General features: G+C 61.8%; 15 protein-coding genes and 1 pseudogene. 8 read left to right on the top strand and 8 right to left on the bottom strand.

The window, feature by feature from the left end:
* The first annotated feature begins 25 nt into the window (after positions 1–25).
* The 3 genes from EJ077_RS24290 to EJ077_RS24280 all read left to right on the top strand — a co-directional run bounded on the left by EJ077_RS24290 (position 26) and on the right by EJ077_RS24280 (position 2,972).
* Positions 26–1,039 (top strand): substrate-binding domain-containing protein, encoded by a 1,014-nt coding sequence (locus EJ077_RS24290; protein WP_208696919.1) that lies wholly within the window; start codon positions 26–28, stop codon positions 1,037–1,039.
* A gap of 86 nt (positions 1,040–1,125) precedes the next feature.
* Positions 1,126–1,923: an ATP-binding cassette domain-containing protein gene (locus EJ077_RS24285; RefSeq protein WP_208696917.1), complete on the top strand. Its 798-nt coding sequence runs from the start codon at positions 1,126–1,128 to the stop codon at positions 1,921–1,923.
* The gene (locus EJ077_RS24280) at positions 1,920–2,972 is read left to right on the top strand and encodes an ABC transporter permease (RefSeq protein WP_208696915.1); all 1,053 of its coding nucleotides are present in this window, start codon (positions 1,920–1,922) and stop codon (positions 2,970–2,972) included. Before EJ077_RS24285 ends, EJ077_RS24280 begins: the two co-directional genes overlap by 4 nt.
* Before the next feature lie 99 nt (positions 2,973–3,071).
* On the opposite strand, the gene EJ077_RS24275 is transcribed toward EJ077_RS24280, so the two are convergent.
* The 6 genes and pseudogenes from EJ077_RS24275 to EJ077_RS24250 form a co-directional block, all read right to left on the bottom strand.
* A complete protein-coding gene (locus EJ077_RS24275; protein WP_127275493.1) occupies positions 3,072–3,812 on the bottom strand; it encodes a ribonuclease activity regulator RraA in 741 nt (246 codons plus the stop codon).
* A 23-nt stretch (positions 3,813–3,835) separates the two neighbouring features.
* Positions 3,836–4,999, bottom strand: a complete 1,164-nt coding sequence (locus EJ077_RS24270; protein ID WP_208696914.1) for a mandelate racemase/muconate lactonizing enzyme family protein — start codon at positions 4,997–4,999, stop codon at positions 3,836–3,838.
* Positions 5,000–5,030: 31 nt separating this feature from the next.
* Positions 5,031–6,127: pseudogene (locus EJ077_RS24265) on the bottom strand (ABC transporter ATP-binding protein).
* A gap of 10 nt (positions 6,128–6,137) precedes the next feature.
* Positions 6,138–7,028 carry a carbohydrate ABC transporter permease gene (locus EJ077_RS24260; RefSeq protein ID WP_208696913.1) on the bottom strand — a complete coding sequence of 297 codons (891 nt, stop codon included), beginning with the start codon at positions 7,026–7,028 and terminating at the stop codon, positions 6,138–6,140.
* Positions 7,025–7,984 carry a carbohydrate ABC transporter permease gene (locus EJ077_RS24255; protein ID WP_208696912.1) on the bottom strand — a complete coding sequence of 320 codons (960 nt, stop codon included), beginning with the start codon at positions 7,982–7,984 and terminating at the stop codon, positions 7,025–7,027. Before EJ077_RS24255 ends, EJ077_RS24260 begins: the two co-directional genes overlap by 4 nt.
* A gap of 77 nt (positions 7,985–8,061) precedes the next feature.
* Positions 8,062–9,540 (bottom strand): ABC transporter substrate-binding protein, encoded by a 1,479-nt coding sequence (locus EJ077_RS24250; protein ID WP_208696911.1) that lies wholly within the window; start codon positions 9,538–9,540, stop codon positions 8,062–8,064.
* A gap of 184 nt (positions 9,541–9,724) precedes the next feature.
* On the opposite strand from EJ077_RS24250, the gene EJ077_RS24245 reads away from it, so the two are divergent.
* From EJ077_RS24245 to EJ077_RS24225, 5 genes are all read left to right on the top strand, one after another.
* Positions 9,725–10,435: a GntR family transcriptional regulator gene (locus EJ077_RS24245; protein WP_208696909.1), complete on the top strand. Its 711-nt coding sequence runs from the start codon at positions 9,725–9,727 to the stop codon at positions 10,433–10,435.
* 56 nt (positions 10,436–10,491) lie between these two features.
* A complete protein-coding gene (locus tag EJ077_RS24240) occupies positions 10,492–11,658 on the top strand; it encodes a mandelate racemase/muconate lactonizing enzyme family protein (RefSeq protein WP_208696908.1) in 1,167 nt (388 codons plus the stop codon).
* Positions 11,659–11,716: 58 nt separating this feature from the next.
* A complete protein-coding gene (locus tag EJ077_RS24235) occupies positions 11,717–13,075 on the top strand; it encodes a mandelate racemase/muconate lactonizing enzyme family protein (protein ID WP_208696907.1) in 1,359 nt (452 codons plus the stop codon).
* 65 nt (positions 13,076–13,140) lie between these two features.
* A complete protein-coding gene (locus EJ077_RS24230) occupies positions 13,141–13,467 on the top strand; it encodes an NIPSNAP family protein (protein ID WP_208696906.1) in 327 nt (108 codons plus the stop codon).
* 9 nt (positions 13,468–13,476) lie between these two features.
* Entirely contained in the window at positions 13,477–14,676 is a 1,200-nt protein-coding gene (locus EJ077_RS24225; protein WP_208696905.1) for a mandelate racemase/muconate lactonizing enzyme family protein, read from the top strand.
* 109 nt (positions 14,677–14,785) lie between these two features.
* On the opposite strand, the gene EJ077_RS24220 is transcribed toward EJ077_RS24225, so the two are convergent.
* On the bottom strand, positions 14,786–15,379 hold the full coding sequence (locus tag EJ077_RS24220; protein ID WP_135916044.1) for a DJ-1/PfpI family protein: 594 nt from the start codon (positions 15,377–15,379) through the stop codon (positions 14,786–14,788).
* Positions 15,380–15,523: 144 nt separating this feature from the next.
* Positions 15,524–16,216: a GntR family transcriptional regulator gene (locus EJ077_RS24215; protein WP_208696904.1), complete on the bottom strand. Its 693-nt coding sequence runs from the start codon at positions 16,214–16,216 to the stop codon at positions 15,524–15,526.
* Positions 16,217–16,340: the final 124 nt, after the last annotated feature.

Raw genomic sequence — 16,340 nt, 5'->3', positions numbered from 1 at the left:
GAGGGAAACAATGGGAGGAACGTGCATGAGCATCGCGACCAGAACGACACTTCTGCGCACGACCGTCGTGGCGGCGGCCACGGCGCTTGCCGCGGCAATCTCCACCTTGCCGGCGCAGGCGCTCGACGCCCAATGGTGCAAGGACGTCCACATCCGCTTCTTCGTCGGCGGGGCCGAGGGCGACGCCTTCGGCACAATCGTCTACAATGGCGCCAAGCAGGCGGCGTCCGATCTCGGGCCGAAGGTCGACTACATCTTCTCCCAGTGGGACGCGGAGAAGATGGTGCAGCAATTGCGCGAAGCGGTCGCGGTCAAGCCCCAGGGCATCGCCATGATGGGCCATCCGGGCGATGCCGCGATCATGCCGCTCGCCGAAGAGGCGCATAAGGACGGCATCAAGATGATGTACCAGAACGTCCCGGTGCCGAAGGTGACGGCGGCGTTCGGTGGCGGCTATGTCGGCGCGCAGCAGGAACAGCAGGGCCGCGCGCTCGGCGCCGAAGCGTTCAAGCTCGGCAAGCTCAAGGCCGGCGACAAGGCAATCATGATCGGCCCGTTCGAGAACGAGAACCGAGGCGCGCGCGAGCGCGGCACGGTGGCGGCGCTGAAGGAAGCGGGGGTCGAGGTCATTCAACTGTCCTCGCCGCCGAGCGGCGAATGGGCGTCCGACCCCAACCTTGCCATCCCGGTGATCACGGCGGCGCTCCTCAATCACCCCGACATCAAGGCGGTCGGCTATCCCGGCGGACAGATGCTCGGCAATGTTTCCACCTACATGCAGGCGGCGGGGCGCAAGCCCGGCGATATCTTCAACTTCGGCTTCGACACCAGCCCGCAGATCGTCGAGGGCTTCAAGGGCGGCTGGGTGCAACTGACGGCCGACCAGCAGCCATTCCTGCAGGGCTATCTGCCGATCCTCAGCCTTTGCCAGCAGGTGGTGTTGGGTCTGGCGCCGATGAATGTCGACACCGGCGCCGGTTTCGTGACGCCCGAAAATTACGCGATCGTCGCAGAACTCGCCAAGCAGGCGCTGCGCTGACCTCCCAAGCCGTCGGCCGGGATCAGGCCCCGGCCGGCGGGACCGCTGGCGAGAAGGCCGGTGCGAGACAATCAAGCGAGGATCCGATGGCCGAACGTCTCATAGAACTGCGCGATATCGCCAAGTCCTACGGCCACGTCTACGCACTTGGCGGGGTCAATCTCAGCGTCGACCGCGGCGAGGTGGTCGGCCTCATCGGCGACAACGGCGCCGGCAAGTCGACGCTGATCAAAATCCTCTCCGGCGTGGTCAGGCCGACCAGCGGCGAGATACTCATCCGCGGCAAGCCGGTGACCGGGTGGAATGCGGCACGTTCGCGCGAGGCCGGCATCGAAACGGTGTTCCAGGATCGGGCGCTGGCCGTGCAGCAGACGATCGTGCGCAACATCTTCATGGGCCGCGAACTCACCGGTTTTCTCGGCTGGCTTAAGGTCAGCAAGGAAATCGAGGAGGCGAGTCGGCTGATGCGCGAGATCGGCTTCACATCGAAGGTATTCACGCCGCACTCGATCGTCGGCCAGCTGTCGGGCGGCGAACGCCAGGGCGTGGCGATCGCGCGCGCCATCTACAAGCAGGCGGAACTGATCGTCCTCGACGAACCGACGACGGCGCTGTCTCTGACCGAGACCGCCAAGGTCTTCCATTTCGTGCGCCAGGTGCGGGCGAGCGGCCGCTCGATCCTGTTCATTGGCCATAACATCCATCATGTCTTCGACATCGCCGACCGCTTCGTGGTGCTGGACCGCGGCAAGGTCGCGCTCACCGCCGACCGGAGCGAGGTCAAGTCGGCCGAAGACCTCATCAACTTCATGGAAGACGTCGCGCATCCGGGCGGGTTGGCCGGACTGCACGACACCGGCGATGCGGAGCAGAGAGCACAATGAGCAAGACCATGGAGCCCGATCTGCACGAGCCGTCGGCCGGCATTTCCCGCCAAGGCAGTTCCCGGAACGAGTGGAAGCACCCGTCCGACCACTGGCTGCGCGGCTTCGTCCTCGACAATCGGGCGTCGCTTGGGACGCTCGCCGTGTTCATCGTCATGATGGTGGTCTTCATGATCGCCAACCCGACGGTCTTCACAACCTGGTATCTCTACAGCGCCGTGCTTACCACGCTTCCGGTGGCGCTGTTCGTGGTCGTGCCGCTGGTCTTCGTCGTCACCTGCGGCGAGATCGACCTGTCGTTTCCCGCGACGATGGGTTTCGCCTCCTGGGTCTTCGCGCTGGTGGTGCAGGCCGGCTATGATCCGTTCCTCGGCATTGCGGCAGCGCTGGTCACCGGCACGCTGCTCGGATTCCTCGTCGGGTCGCTGGTGGTCTATGGCGGGCTGTCGTCGTTGATCGCCACGCTCGGTATGAATTTCCTACTGCGCGGCCTGATCCAGATCATCAATGAGGGCAGATCGACTTCGCTGACCAGCCTTGCCGACAGCTGGGCCTACAGGATCTTCTCCAGCCAGCTCTGGGGCATTCCGGTGCAGATTTTCTGGGCGATCGCCTTCGTCGTCTTTTCCGCGATGCTCTACAACCGCCACCGCTTCGGCGCGCAGGTGAGGGTAGTCGGTGACAATCCCGACAGTGCCCAGCAGATGGGCATCGACGTCAAGCGCGTGCGGGTGAAAGTGTTCGTCTTCGTCGGCATCGGGGCCGCGATCGCCGGCACGTTCTCCGTAATGATCAACTTCACCTGGTGGCCAACGGCCGGCGACGGTTATCTCTTGCCGGTGCTTGCCTCGGTGTTCGTCGGCGGCACGCCGACCTGGGGCGGCATCGGCACGGTGGCCGGCGGTGCGATCGGCGCCGTCACGGTGTCGTTTATCCAAACCGGCGTCGTGGCGGCTGGCCTGAGCGGCTTCTACGTCCAGTTCTTCAACGGGCTGATCATCATCCTTTCGCTGCTTGGCCACAAATGGAATCAAGCACGGTATCGGTGACACCATCAGCTTGGTGCGAGAGCCGACGGCGCGGCAAAAGAGCCCGTGCCGGCCAAGGCGATGAACGCCTGGAGAGTCACCCGTGACCTCGTCCGTCCATCAAGATTTCGGGTTGGCTTTCCGCCAAGCCTCATACTCATCATTTGCGCTTGGGTGCAGCGGATAATAGCGTTGCAACGACCCGCCCTGCATGAGTTTCTCTCGCGAGAACTCCTCCCAATCGTGATGCTTCTGTGATTCCTCGATCACCTTCGCGGCCATTGCGACGGGCAGCACGACCACCCCGTCATCATCGGCGACGATGATGTCGCCGGGGATCACCGTGACACCGCCGCAGGCAATCGGAACGTTGACGGCATTGGGATAGATGCTGGTTTGCACATGGTAGTTGGGTGTCCAGCCGCGCAGCCATAGGGCCAGGTCGAGTTTCTCGACATTGGGCCGGTCGCGCATGCATCCATCGATAACGATACCCGCGCCGCCTCTGCCTTTGAAGTATGTCGACATCATATCGCCGAAGACGCCCGAGCTCATGTCGCCGCGCGCGTCGACCACGACCACATCCCCTTCTTGTGCGTGGTACAGCACATGCCGGTGCAGTTGTGTCTCCGGATCGGCATATTCTCCCTCGTTGAAAAGATCGGGCCGCTGCGGCAGGAACTGCAGCGTCAGCGCCGGCCCGACGATCGACTTGCCGTGGTTCTGCGCCATCGGGCCGACCATATGCGGATTGCGGAAACCCATATGGCCAAGCGTGCCGGCAACCGTCGCGGCGCCGATCTCCTTTAGCGCGTCGATCAGATCCCTGGGCGGCCGCGTGATGTCGGAAGTATGCGTCATTGTGGACTCCGATTGAGAGAGAACTACCAGTTCGTGACAGAACCATCGCGGCGCTTGAGGTGGGGCGCTTCCCAGAAACGGAAGCTTTGCGCCTGGACCGCCTCTTCGTTGACCTCGACGCCGAGCCCCGGAAGATCGGTGACGGGATAATCGGGGCCATCGAGCCGTGGTTGCACCGGAAAGAAGTCGGAATTGTCGAAGCCAAGCTTTGCTTCGGGCGCCCTGGTCTCGAGCCACGAGAAGTTGGGTACCGCGGCGGCGAGATGCACGGTCGCCGCCGTGCACACTGGACCAAGCGGATTGTGTGGCATCAGGTCCACATAGTGCGCCTCGCTCCAACCGGCGACTTTCATCGCTTCGGTGAAGCCGCCGACATTGCAGATATCGACCCGGTTGAACTGGTGGATGCCGCGCTCGATATAGGGCAGGAACTGCCACTTGCTGGCAAATTCCTCGCCGATGGCAAAGGGGATCTCGGTCATCTTGCGCAGGGATTCGTAGGCTTCCGGCGTCTCGTCGCGTATCGGCTCCTCGAGGAAATCGAGCACGCCGCGGTCGAGCTTGTTGCAGAAGCTCGCCGCCTCCGCCGCCGACAGGCGATGATGATAGTCGATGCCGAGGACGACGTCGTCGCCCAGCGCCCGGCGCGCCTTGTTCAGCATTGTCGCCGTAGCGCCGATCGACTCGCGCGGCTCGAAGACATCCTTGCTGTTTTGCCCGACCGGAAAGAAGCGGATTGCCTGCCAGCCCTGCGCCCGCAGTTCGCGGGCTCGATCGATGGCCACGTCACCCTCGGCCTCGTCTCCGGTCGAGGCGAAAGTGGGGATCCGGTCGCGCTGCTTGCCGCCCAGCAGCTCGTAGACCGGTACCCCCAGCGCCTTGCCCTTGATGTCGTGAAGGGCGATGTCGATGGCGGATATCGCCGCCTGCAGAACGCGCCCGCCTTCGAAATACTGGCTGCGATAAAGCTCTTGCCAGATCCGCCCGGTCTGCATGGGGTCGCGGCCGATCAGAAACTCGCGATAGTGCTCGACCGCGCCGGCCACGGCCTTCTCGCGGCCGCTCAGGCCGCTCTCGCCCCAGCCGAAGATGCCGTGGTCGGTCTCGACCTTGACCAGCATCTGGTTGCGCGTTCCCACCCACACCGGATAGGGCTTGATCGCGGTAACCTTAAGCTTCGTAGTCATCCACGCCCACGTTCCACACGCATTCGCCTGCTCAGCTGGCCTCGAGGGCCATTTCGGTTTCGCCGTCGAACAGATGCATCCGCTCCTGGTCGAACTCGAGCCAGATCCGCTCGTCGGGCGTCACGGCAATGTTCGGTGGCACGCTGACGTTGACGATGGCACCGGAGAGGAACGCCTGCACGAAGGTCACGTCTCCGGTTGGCTCCACCGTGTAGACCTTGGCCGGGATGCTGCCTGGCACGGCACTCTTGTGCAGCTTGATCGTCGAGTGGCGTGCGCCGAGCACGACTTTTTGGCCGTTGCCTTCGTGACTTTCTGGACGTTGCGCTGCGAGAGCCCGAGGCTCCAGCCCTCCGCGCTGGTCAACACGGTGCCGCCGTTTGCTGTCGATATCTCCAGCGGAATGAGGCTCATCGCCGGGCTGCCGATGAAGCTGGCGACGAACATGTTCACCGGATGGGCAAAGACCTGCGCCGGCGAATCGTATTGCTGCAGGAAGCCACCGTTCATCACCGCCATCTTGTCGGCCATCGTCACGGCTTCGAGCTGGTCGTGCGTCACATAGATGATCGTCGCCTTGAGGTCCTGGTGGAAGCGCTTGATCTCCGACCGCATCTGTACGCGCAGTTTGGCGTCGAGGTTGGAGAGCGGCTCGTCCATGAGGAACACGGCAGGGTCGCGCACAAGGGCACGGCCCAGGGCCACACGCTGCTGCTGGCCTCCCGAAAGTTCGCGTGGTTTGCGCTCGAGCAGGTGCGTCATGTCGAGCACCCGCGCCGCTTCCTTGACCTTCTTGTCGATCTCGTCCCTTGGCAGTTTGCGCATCTGCAGCGGGAACGCCAGGTTCATGTAAACCGACTTTTGCGGGTAGAGCGCATAGTTCTGGAACACCATTGCGATGTCCCGGTCCTTGGGGTCGAGGTCGTTGACCACCCGGTCGCCGATGACGATGTCGCCCGAGGTGATCGGGGTCAGCCCCGCGACGAGATTGAGAGTGGTTGTCTTGCCGCAGCCTGAAGGGCCGACGAGCGCAACGAACTCGCCGTCGTTGACCGTCAGCGAAACGTCGTTGACGGCCTTGAAGTTGCCGTAGGTCTTGACGAGATCTTTGAGGACCACGTGGGCCATCGGCAACTCCCTAATGCTTGACCGCGCCTTCTGTCAGGGCGCGTACGAAGTATCGTTGCAGGACGAGGAACAGCACCACGACCGGCACGCTCATCATGAAGCTCGCTGCCATCAGGCCCGGAAAGTCCGTCGTATTTTCCGAGAAGAAGCGCTGGATGCCGACGGGCAGGGTCAACTGGTCATTCTTGGAGAGGAAGGTGTAGGCGTAGATGTACTCGTTCCACGCGCCGATGAAGGAGTAGATCGCGGTGGCGATGATCCCCGGCGTCGAAAGCGGCATCACGATCATGATGAAGGCCTGGAACCGCGTTGCGCCGTCGATGCGCGCCGCCTGCTCCAACTGCACTGGGATGTTGTCGTAAAACCCCTTGAGCAGCCAGATCGCGAGGGGCAGGCCGAAGGTGAGATAGGTCAGTATCAGCGAACCATGCGTGTTCACCAGCCCGATCGCGCGCATCAGGATGAAGAGCGGCACGAGAAAGATCACCGCCGGGAACATGTTGCGCAGCAGCACGGCGAAGAACAGGAAGTTCCGGCCCGGGAAAGTGAAGCGCGAAAACGCGTAGGCCGCGGGGACAGCCACGATCACCGAGAGGATGGTCGTGACGGTCGACACGAACAGGCTGTTCCAGAAGAAGCGCAGGAAATCCTGGCCGACACTATTCTGCGGATCGAGCAGCTTCTGGTAGCTGGCAAGCGTAGGCTCGTCCGGCCACCACTGCGGCGGGAATTGGGTCGCCGCGAAGCCTGACTTGATCGAGGTGATCAGCATCCAGATCATCGGCAGCGCGGTGTAGAGCAGCATGAACAGAAGAAAGATGCGCCCGGCCCACCGCCATCCATCGATGCGCATGTGGCGACGGGGCTGACGTCGAGAGGCTGTCTCGGCGATCGTGCTCATGCGCCACCCTCTTTCCGCTCGTTACCGCTCAGCGCGCGGACGTAGAAATAGCCCAGGGTCATCAGGATGAGGAACAGGAGCACCGAATAGGCCGATGCCACGCCCCAGCGCTGCCGGCCGAAGGCGAGCTCGTAAATGTGGGTTATCCAGATATGCGATGCGTTCGACGGTCCGCCTGCGGTCATGATCCAGGGGATGATGAAGGAATTGAAGTTGGCCACCGCCAGCAGCAGGATCGTCACCACCGAGACGTTGCGCAAGTGCGGAAAGGTGACGTGCCAGAAGCGCTGCCATGCATTGGCCCCATCGACCTTGGCGGCGCGCAACAACTGGTCGGGAACTGTCTGCAGTCCGGCCATCATCATGATCATGGCAAAGGGGAACTCGCGCCAGATATTGACGACGATCAGGGAGGGCAGCACCGTGCTGACGTTGTCGATGAAATTGGGCGGCCGGTCGGTCAATCCGAGGCCGACCAGTACCGCGCCGATGATGCCGAAGTCCGAATGGTAGATCCACTTCCAGATATAGGAGGCGGCGACCGCGCTGATCACCCAGGGAATGATCAGGATGGCACGCAGGACGCCACGGCCGACAAAGTCGCGGTGCAGCGCCAGCGCTGTCGCAAACCCCAGGACAAAGGAGATGAAAGTCGACCCGAATGTCCAGACCAGGGTGTTCCAGGTGACTTTCCAGAACACCTGACTGGTGAGGATGGTGGTGTAGTTGTCGAAGCCGATGAAGGTCTTGTCGCGGAGCTGCAGGCCGGGCGGCGTCTTATAGAACGACAGCTCGATCGTGTAGTAGATCGGATAGGCGATGACGACGAGCATCACCGCGATCGCCGGGAGCACGTATGCGTAGTCGGCGCGATGAGCCCAGATGTTCCGCAGCGCGCCGGACCTGCCGGGTTGCAATTTTCGGCGAGCCTCGGCCTTGCCGGTCACGATCGTCACTGTGGCGTGCCCTTGTTCTTCGGAACGAACCGGCTGCGCTCTCGGCGCAGCCGGCCAGATCGGAGGTCAGGTCCGGACTAGAGTCCGCCCATCAGGTCTTTGACCTTCTTGGCCGCGTCGTCCGCTGCCTGATCGACGGTCATAGCTCCGGTCAGGGCATTCTGCAGCATGTCCGGGACGATGATGTTCATGATCTCGGGGGACTCCGGCAGCGCTGGGAACGGGATGCCATACGGCAGCATCGATGTCGTGACATCGAGGAACTTGATATGGTCCAAGCGTTCCTTCATCCATTTGGTCTTGAAGCCGTTGAGGTTGCCCGGGTTGGAGCCGGCATAGGCCATCTTCAGCGACCATTCAGGGCTCGTCCACATGCAGATGATCGCCTTCGCGGCCGCCTCGTCCACCTTGCCGCCCTCTACATATTCCGGCTTCAGGATGTGAATGTTCGAGCCGCCGAACACGACGGCGCGCTTGCCGTCGGGGCCCGTTGGGATCAGGCCGTAGCGCATGTTGTCGATGACGGTCTGCGCCTTGTCCTTGTCGGTCCCGGTCGCCTTTGCCTTGAGGTCGAGCATGACGTTGTAGTCGGACGGGTGCGAGATCATCATGCCCAACTGGCCGGCGACGAACAGAGGCTGGTTGTCGGCCTGCTGGTTGGTAAGTGCCGACACCGGAACCGACTTGTCGCGGACGTACATGTCGTATGAGGCTTGCAGCGCCGCCTTGCTCTGCGGGCTGTCGAGCTCCACCTGCTTGTAGGTCGGGTTCGCGGTGGCTTCGTCGAAGACGCCGCCGCCATAGGCCCACAGCTGCGGCATGAAGCGATAGGGCGTGTTGCCGGCATTCTTGCGAGCCACGAGGCCGTAGCCGGCAATGCCGAGCTTGTCGTGGATCTGCTTGGAATATTTGACGACGTCGTCCCAGGTTGCCGGAGCCTTGTCCGGATCGAGGCCCGCACGCTTGAAGATGTCGGCGTTCCAGATGAACGCCATCGTCTCGTTGTTCGTTGGAATGCCGTAGGTCACCCCATCCCAGGTCACCGCTTTCATGGCGCCCGGCCAGAAATCCTCGGTCGAATAGCCAACATCCTCCGGCTTGAGCGGCTGCAGATAGCCCTTCGAGGCGAACTCGGTACCGCCCAGGATTTGCAGACGGACCGCCATCGGCGCGGCATTGCCCAGGAGTGCCGTGCGGAATTTGTCGAGAAGGTCGTTATAGGTGAGGGCCTGTTCCTCAAGCTGGATGTTCGGATAGGTCTTGCGGAAAGTCTCGAAGAAATCCTTGTAGTACTGGCGCAGGAGGTCGGGATCGCCCTCGAACACGCCCTGATACCAGAAAGTCAGTCGCCCCTTGTAATCGAGCGGGGTGACCTTGGCGCAATCGCCGGCCGTGTCGAAGTCCTGTGTTCCGGCGATCGAGCGCACATATTCGGGCGACCATTTGCTCAAGTCGACCGGCGGCGCACCCAGCGCCGATGTGGACGTAAGCGATGCCGCCAAAACACCGACGACAGTGCCGCGCAGGACCGCACTGCCGAGCATGATCCTCGTCATAGGTATCCTCCCTGGTTCTCCGCCCTGCGATCGCGAGGATGGTTTTTTCAGTACGGTGTACCCTCTCGATCACTTAGTACGTTTTCAGATCGTGGATTGCCTGTCAACGCGTCAGATCGTACATTGTTTATGGAAACCGTGCATGATATCGGATCGACTGTGTATTAATTTGGGGGAGCCGGCCTTGGCCGAAACAAACGACTTTAAAGCAAAACCACCTCCGGGGATCGACGCTATCGGAGCCTCCAGCGAGGGCGCTTCCCTTTACGAGCTGATAAGGGAAGACATCATCGAGGGACGGCTCGCCGCAAACGAACGGCTTGTTGTCACCGATCTCGCCCGCCGCCACGGCACTTCGACCAATCCCGTGCGCGAGGCCCTGCAGCTGTTGCGGGGCGAGGGATTCGTCATCTTCTCACCCAATCGCGGGGCGCGTGTAAGGCCCATCGATCAGGACTTCGTCCGCGATATCTACGAGATCGGTGTGCTGATCGAGCCGGCCCTGACGCGATGGTTTGTAAATATGGCTACGGGCGAGGACATCGCCGAACTCGAACGTATCCAGGCGCTGATTGAAGAGAACAATTTCGTCGACACCTTCAGGCACAGTGAACTCGACACTGCCTTCCACACCGTGATGTACCAGCGGCACTATAACCGCCACGCCGCCGAGCTCTGGTGGAAGCACCGCGAAGTGCTGCGGGCGGTGAGCCGGCGTTTCAATTTCACGCTGGCGCGGCGTGCGGCGATCCTTCGCGAGCACCGCGAACTCATCGCGCTCATCAAGGCGGGAGAGGCAGACAAGGCAGCCGAACTCATTTCTCGCCATGTCGAGGGTTCCGGCCGGCATGTTCTCGAACAGATGCGTGCGCGCAACGCCGCTCGGGCCGGATAGGACCAGGGGTCAAGTCTGGAACATCGTGGCTGACCATTGCTGACAAAGGTATTGAAATGAAAATCACGAGCGTTCGGCCGTGGCTGATCAAGTCTGGTGCTTCTTATTGGGGGGAATTCCTGTTCGTCGAGGTGACGACAGACGAGGGGGTGAGCGGCTGGGGAGAGATCACCACCACCACCAAGCTCGCCAACCGCGCGCTCTGCACGATCCTTCGACAGATCGGGGCCGCAGTGACAGGAGAGGACCCGGCGCGCATCGAATACCTCTGGCACAAGATCTTCCGCAGCTTCACCTATATGGGCAGCCGTGGCGCCGCGGTCGAATGCGTGAGCGCGATCGACATAGCCCTCTGGGATCTCAGGGGAAAAGTCCTCGGCAAGCCGATCTACGAGCTGCTGGGCGGGCCGGTCCGTGATGAAATCGCGCTCTATACCCATCCCAACCAGGCCAAATTCACCAGCAGGGATGCTGTGGTCCGCGAGATCCTGGACATTGTCGAGTCCGGGCACACCGCTCTCAAGTTCGATCCTTTTCCCCACCAGGGTAGCGGTGCCGGCGGCGTGTCCCGCGAGCAGCGGGACGGCTACCTCGATGGCCGCATGACCCGTAAGGACGAGCGAGAGGCGGCTGAACTCACGGCTCTGATCCGCGAAACGGCAGGCCCCGATGTCGACATCCTTATCGATGCGCATGGCCGCTTCGACGTCCCGACCGCCATTCGCCTCTGTCGCAGCCTCGAGGAAGCCGGCCAGATCGACTGGTTCGAGGAACCTTGCCCGCCCGAGAGCCTTAACGCTCTCAAGCAGGTGCGCGACAAGGTCAGCGCCGCTATCTCGTGGGGCGAGCGTGGCCACACGAAGTGGGATTTCGTGCCGGTACTGGAGAACAAGCTCGCCGACTACATCATGCCCGACGTCACCTGGACCGGAGGCATTACCGAACTCAAGAAGATTTCCGCTCTGTGCGAAGCCTACTACATCCCGGTCTCACCCCATGACGCCGCGGGACCGATCAACGTGGTTGCGGGAGCGCAGGTGATGATGACCGTTCCCAATTTCTACAAGCTCGAAACGTCGGAGTGGAATTTGGGCAAGTACGATCATCTTATCGACAGGCCGCTCGACGTTTCGAACGGCAGCCTCAAGCTTTCGTTGAGGCCGGGTCTCGGCGTCGAGATGAACCGCGATTACCTGCAAGCCCATGAGATCCAACTGGGCTAGCAACGTCATCGGCAGCATGCGGGGCGACAGGCCCCGCCGACCAGAACGAGGATAAGTCATGCCAAAGACGGATGGAGCCGACGAGGCCCTCAACCGGGTCAACAGCAACTCGAAGCCGTCCGAGCTTCGCATCACCGACATGCGGGTGGCCGAAATCGTCGGCGCGCCGTTCACCTCGGCGCTGCTCAAGATCTACACCAACCAGGGCATCGTCGGGCTTGGCGAGGTGCGCGACGGCGCCAGCGCCACCTACGCGCTGATGCTGAAGAGCCGGCTGCTTGGCGAGAACCCCTGCGACATCGACCGCCTGTTTCGCCGGATCAAGCAGTTCGGTGGGCACGGCCGGCAGGGGGGCGGCGTTTCGGCAGTCGAGATCGCCCTCTGGGACCTCGCCGGCAAGGCCTATGGCGTCCCCATCTACCAGATGCTCGGGGGACGGTTCCGCGACAAGGTGCGTGTCTATTGCGATACCGACGCCGAGAAACCGAGCGGCACCGAAACCGGAAAGCGCCTCAAGCAGCGCATGGACCGGGGTTTCACCTTCCTCAAGATGGACCTGGGCTTAATGCAGATCGTCCATGTCCCGGGCGCCGTGGCCGCGCCTGCCGGCGCGCTCGAAGGATTTCAGGGCAACCCGCGCGGCCGCGGTGGCTCGTTCGAGGAGCGCAAGGCCCGCAATCTCGCTTATGACGCGCAGAACGTGCAGCACCCGTTCACGGGCCTGCATTTCACCGAAAAGGGGATAGACCTGCTCGAGCAGTATATCCACGAGGTTCGCGAGGTCATCGGATACGAGATCCCGCTTGCGATCGACCATGTCGGCCACATTTCGCTGCAGGATGGCATACGCCTGTCGCGCCGTATCGAGAAATACGTTCCGGCCTGGCTGGAGGACGTGATCCCCTGGCAATACACCGAGCAGTATCGGCAATTGCAGCAGGCTACCACGGTGCCGATCTGCACCGGCGAGGACATCTACCTCAAGGAAGGCTTCGAGCCGCTGCTCAAGAGCGGCGGCCTCTCGGTCATCCATCCGGATCTGCTCACCAGCGGGGGCATTCTTGAGACCAAGAAGATCGGCGATATGGCGCAGGATCACGGTGTCGCCATGGCGATCCATATGGCCGAAAGTCCGATCGCCGCCATGGCCGCCGCGCATGTCGCCACCGCGACCGAGAACTTCATGGCGCTCGAATACCACTCTGCCGATGTCGACTGGTGGGACGATATCGTCACCGGCCTGCCCAAGCCACTCGTCAAGGACGGCTTCATCATCGTGCCCGACAAGCCGGGGCTGGGCATAGACGATGTGGTCGACGAGGTGATCAGCCAGCATCTGCAGCCCGGTGTCACGGGGATATGGCAATCGACCGAGCATTGGGACAATGAATATAGCTGGGACCGGACCTGGAGTTAGCCCAGACCCCTTGCCCTCATTCCCCCACTCCCAAGGGAGAGGGGAAGAAAGAAAGAAACGAAACCATGATCTACGAACTGCGTATCTATGACTGCCTGCCGGGCAGGCTGCCGGCTTTGCTCAAGCGCTTTTCCGACCAAACGCTGGCCATCTGGGACAGGCATGGCATCCGCCAAGCCGGGTTTTTCACCACGGCGATCGGCGAAAACAGCAATCGCCTCACCTATTTTCTCGCCTGGGAATCGCTGGCCGAGCGTGAGGCGAAATGGGCGGCTTTCGTCACCGATCCGGCATGGCACAGGGCCCGGGACGAGTCTGAGCGCGACGGGCAGATCGTTGCCAATATCAGCAGCCAGATGCTCACGCCGACAGCTTTCTCGTCTGTGAAATAGGACTGCGCCATGAAGATCACCGACCTTCGCTGCGCTGTCATCGGCAAGCACCCGATCGTTCGCGTCGTCACCGACGAGGGCCTCTATGGTCTGGGCGAGGTCGAATACACAAAGACCTATCTAAAACCCTTCGTGCTGCATTTCCGCGAGGCGCTGATCGGCGAGGATCCGACCGACGTCGAGCGGGTCATGTTGAAGATCCGCCAGCGCGGCTCGTTCAAGCCTTATGGCGCGGCGGTCAGTGCTATCGAGCATGCGCTTTGGGACATTGCCGGCAAGGCCGCGGGCGTGCCGGCATACAAACTGCTCGGCGGCAAGGTGCGCGACAAGGTGCGCGTCTATAACGGTTCGATCCGCCAGAAACGCACGGGCGACCGGCCGGAAGACTACGCCGCCGACGTCAAATGGATGATGGAGCAGCCGCAGAACTTCTTCATGGTCAAGCAGGGAATCTCGTTCCATTCCAACATGAAGGACACCGTCGAGGACTTCCACTACGGCGTGACGCAAAAGAAGGCCGGCTATCACGGTGCCATGGATCAGGGCATGATCAGTGAGCGCGGTTTCAACCACATGCTCGACTGCGTGATAGCGATGAAAGAAGTGCTGGGGGACAAGGTCAGCCTGGCACTCGACTGCGGCCCGGGCTGGATGCTGCCCGACGCGATCAGGTTCGCCCGCGCGGTCGAGAAGTACAATTTGATGTGGCTCGAGGACATGCTGACCGGCGATTATGTGCCGTGGGTCAATCCGCAGGCCTACCGGGAACTGACGACCTCCACCTCGACGCCGATTCATACCGGCGAGCAGATTTACCTCAGGCACAATTTCAAGGAGCTGATCGAGACCCAGGCCGTGCGCGTCATCGGCCCCGATCCTGCCGACATTGGCGGCATTGCCGAGCTCAAATGGGTCGCCGAGCACGCCTATATGCACTCGATCCTGATGGCCCCGCACGGCACCGCGAACGGCCTGCTGGGCCTTGGCGCGCTGATCAATGTCTGTGCCACCTTGCCCGCCAACTATGTGGCGTTCGAATATCCCAGCGCCTCGGACCCCTGGTGGAACGACATCGTCACCGGCCTGCCCAAACAGATCGTGAAGGACAGCATGGTCGATCTGCTGGAAACACCGGGGCTGGGCCTCGATATCGACGCCGAAGGGGCCAGGAAGTATCTGCTGGCCGAGGATGCCGGCTTCTTCGACTGATTGGCACGGTGGCCCTCGATCCATCGACCGAGGGCTTGGTTCAAAGAAGCGGGGATGCACACCTTGCCACAGCGGAAATCGGCGTATTGTTGAAATGCGCTGATCGAGTCTAGTGGTGGCGGATCTCGGTCCCCAGAACCTTCAGGCACTCGCGAATGAAAGCGGCCAAGGCTGTCCAACCCTTGGCCGACACCATGGTTCCGTCGACATAGGCCTCCGTCGGCGAGAGGTCGATGTAAGTGCCGCCTGCCAATGTCACTTCCGGCTCGCAGGCGGCGAGCGCGCCAACCTTCTTGCCCCGCACGACGCCGTCCACGGCAATCAGAATCTGAACCCCATGGCAGATCGTGAAAATCGGCTTCTGGGTATCGTGGAAGTGGCGAACCATGGCTTGCACCCGTTTGTCGGTGCGGATGTATTCCGGGCCACGGCCGCCGGCGCAATATACGGCGTGGTATTGATCGAGCTGTTTTTCCGCCTCCGCGAACGTCTTGTTGATCACCTGAAAATGGCCGAGCTTTTCGGTGTAGGTCTGGTCGCCCTCGAAGTCGTGCAGGGAGGTCTTGATGAGGTCTCCGGCCTTCTTGTCCGGGCAGACAACGTGGACGGTGTGGCCAACGGCCTCCATCGCCTGCTGGTATACGAAGATCTCGTACTCCTCGGTGAACTCGCCGGTGAGCATCAATATTTTCTTGCCTGACATAGTCGGTTCCTCCGTCGTGTGAAAAGAGCGGGCGAGCCATGCTGCGCCCCGCATTGGCTTGTCCGTCCTCAGAATGGAGAGTTGGGGACGTGGTATTCCTCAGTGTTGTGTTTGGTGGTCAGCGGCGCGGACATCGGTTTCGCCTCAATCGAAGGCCGGCAGCAGGCGATCGCGCGAGTGCTCGATGTGGGCGCGCATTGCTTTCGCGGCGGCATCGGGATCGGCTGAGCCGAACGCGGCGAGGATCGCCTCATGCTCGTCCAGCGCCTCCGCGGTCACACGGGAGTGGTACATCAGGCGGAATATGTGAAAGTGGGTGTGTTGATGACCCAGCGTCTCGCGAATGAGCTCGTTTTCGGCGTATTCCATTATCTTGTCGTGGAAAATCGCGTCCTGTCGGGCGAAGTTCGAATAGCGCAAGCGCTCGTCCTTGCCTTCGCGGCGCGACATCACGCCTGCCGCCTCAAGCAGTGTGCCGAGTTTGGCCTCGTCCATCGCGGCGGCGGCCTTCGCCGCGCCGTGCGGTTCGAGCAGGAGACGCATTTCGTACAATTCGTCGAAACGGCGCCGGGTGATCTGCGGTGCGGCGCGGTATCCGATCAGATGCGTTTTCAGAACCAGGCCTTCGCCTTCCAGACGCCCGAGCGCCTCGCGGATCGGCGTATGGGAAACGTCGAACTCCTTGACCAGATTGTCGACGGTGATGCGCGATCCGGGCGCGATCTTCAGCGACATCAGCTGCGCGAAGATGGCCTCGTAAACGTCCTCGGCCAGACTGCTCGCGCGCTGGATGCGACCCGCTCCCGTCTCATTATTGCTCAAACTGACAGGTTGCATCTTCCGCCTCTCGACAGCGGAGACTGCTACCACGAGGGTTTGACCGATGCAATACTATATCCTATACGATTTTATCGGCGCCGTTCAGTTCAGGACCCGTTCGGCGCGGATTTTGCAATGCGAG

It is taken from the genome of Mesorhizobium sp. M8A.F.Ca.ET.057.01.1.1 (assembly GCF_003952565.1).
Taxonomy (GTDB): Bacteria; Pseudomonadota; Alphaproteobacteria; order Rhizobiales; family Rhizobiaceae; genus Mesorhizobium.
This window is presented reverse-complemented; position numbering and strand designations above follow the sequence as displayed.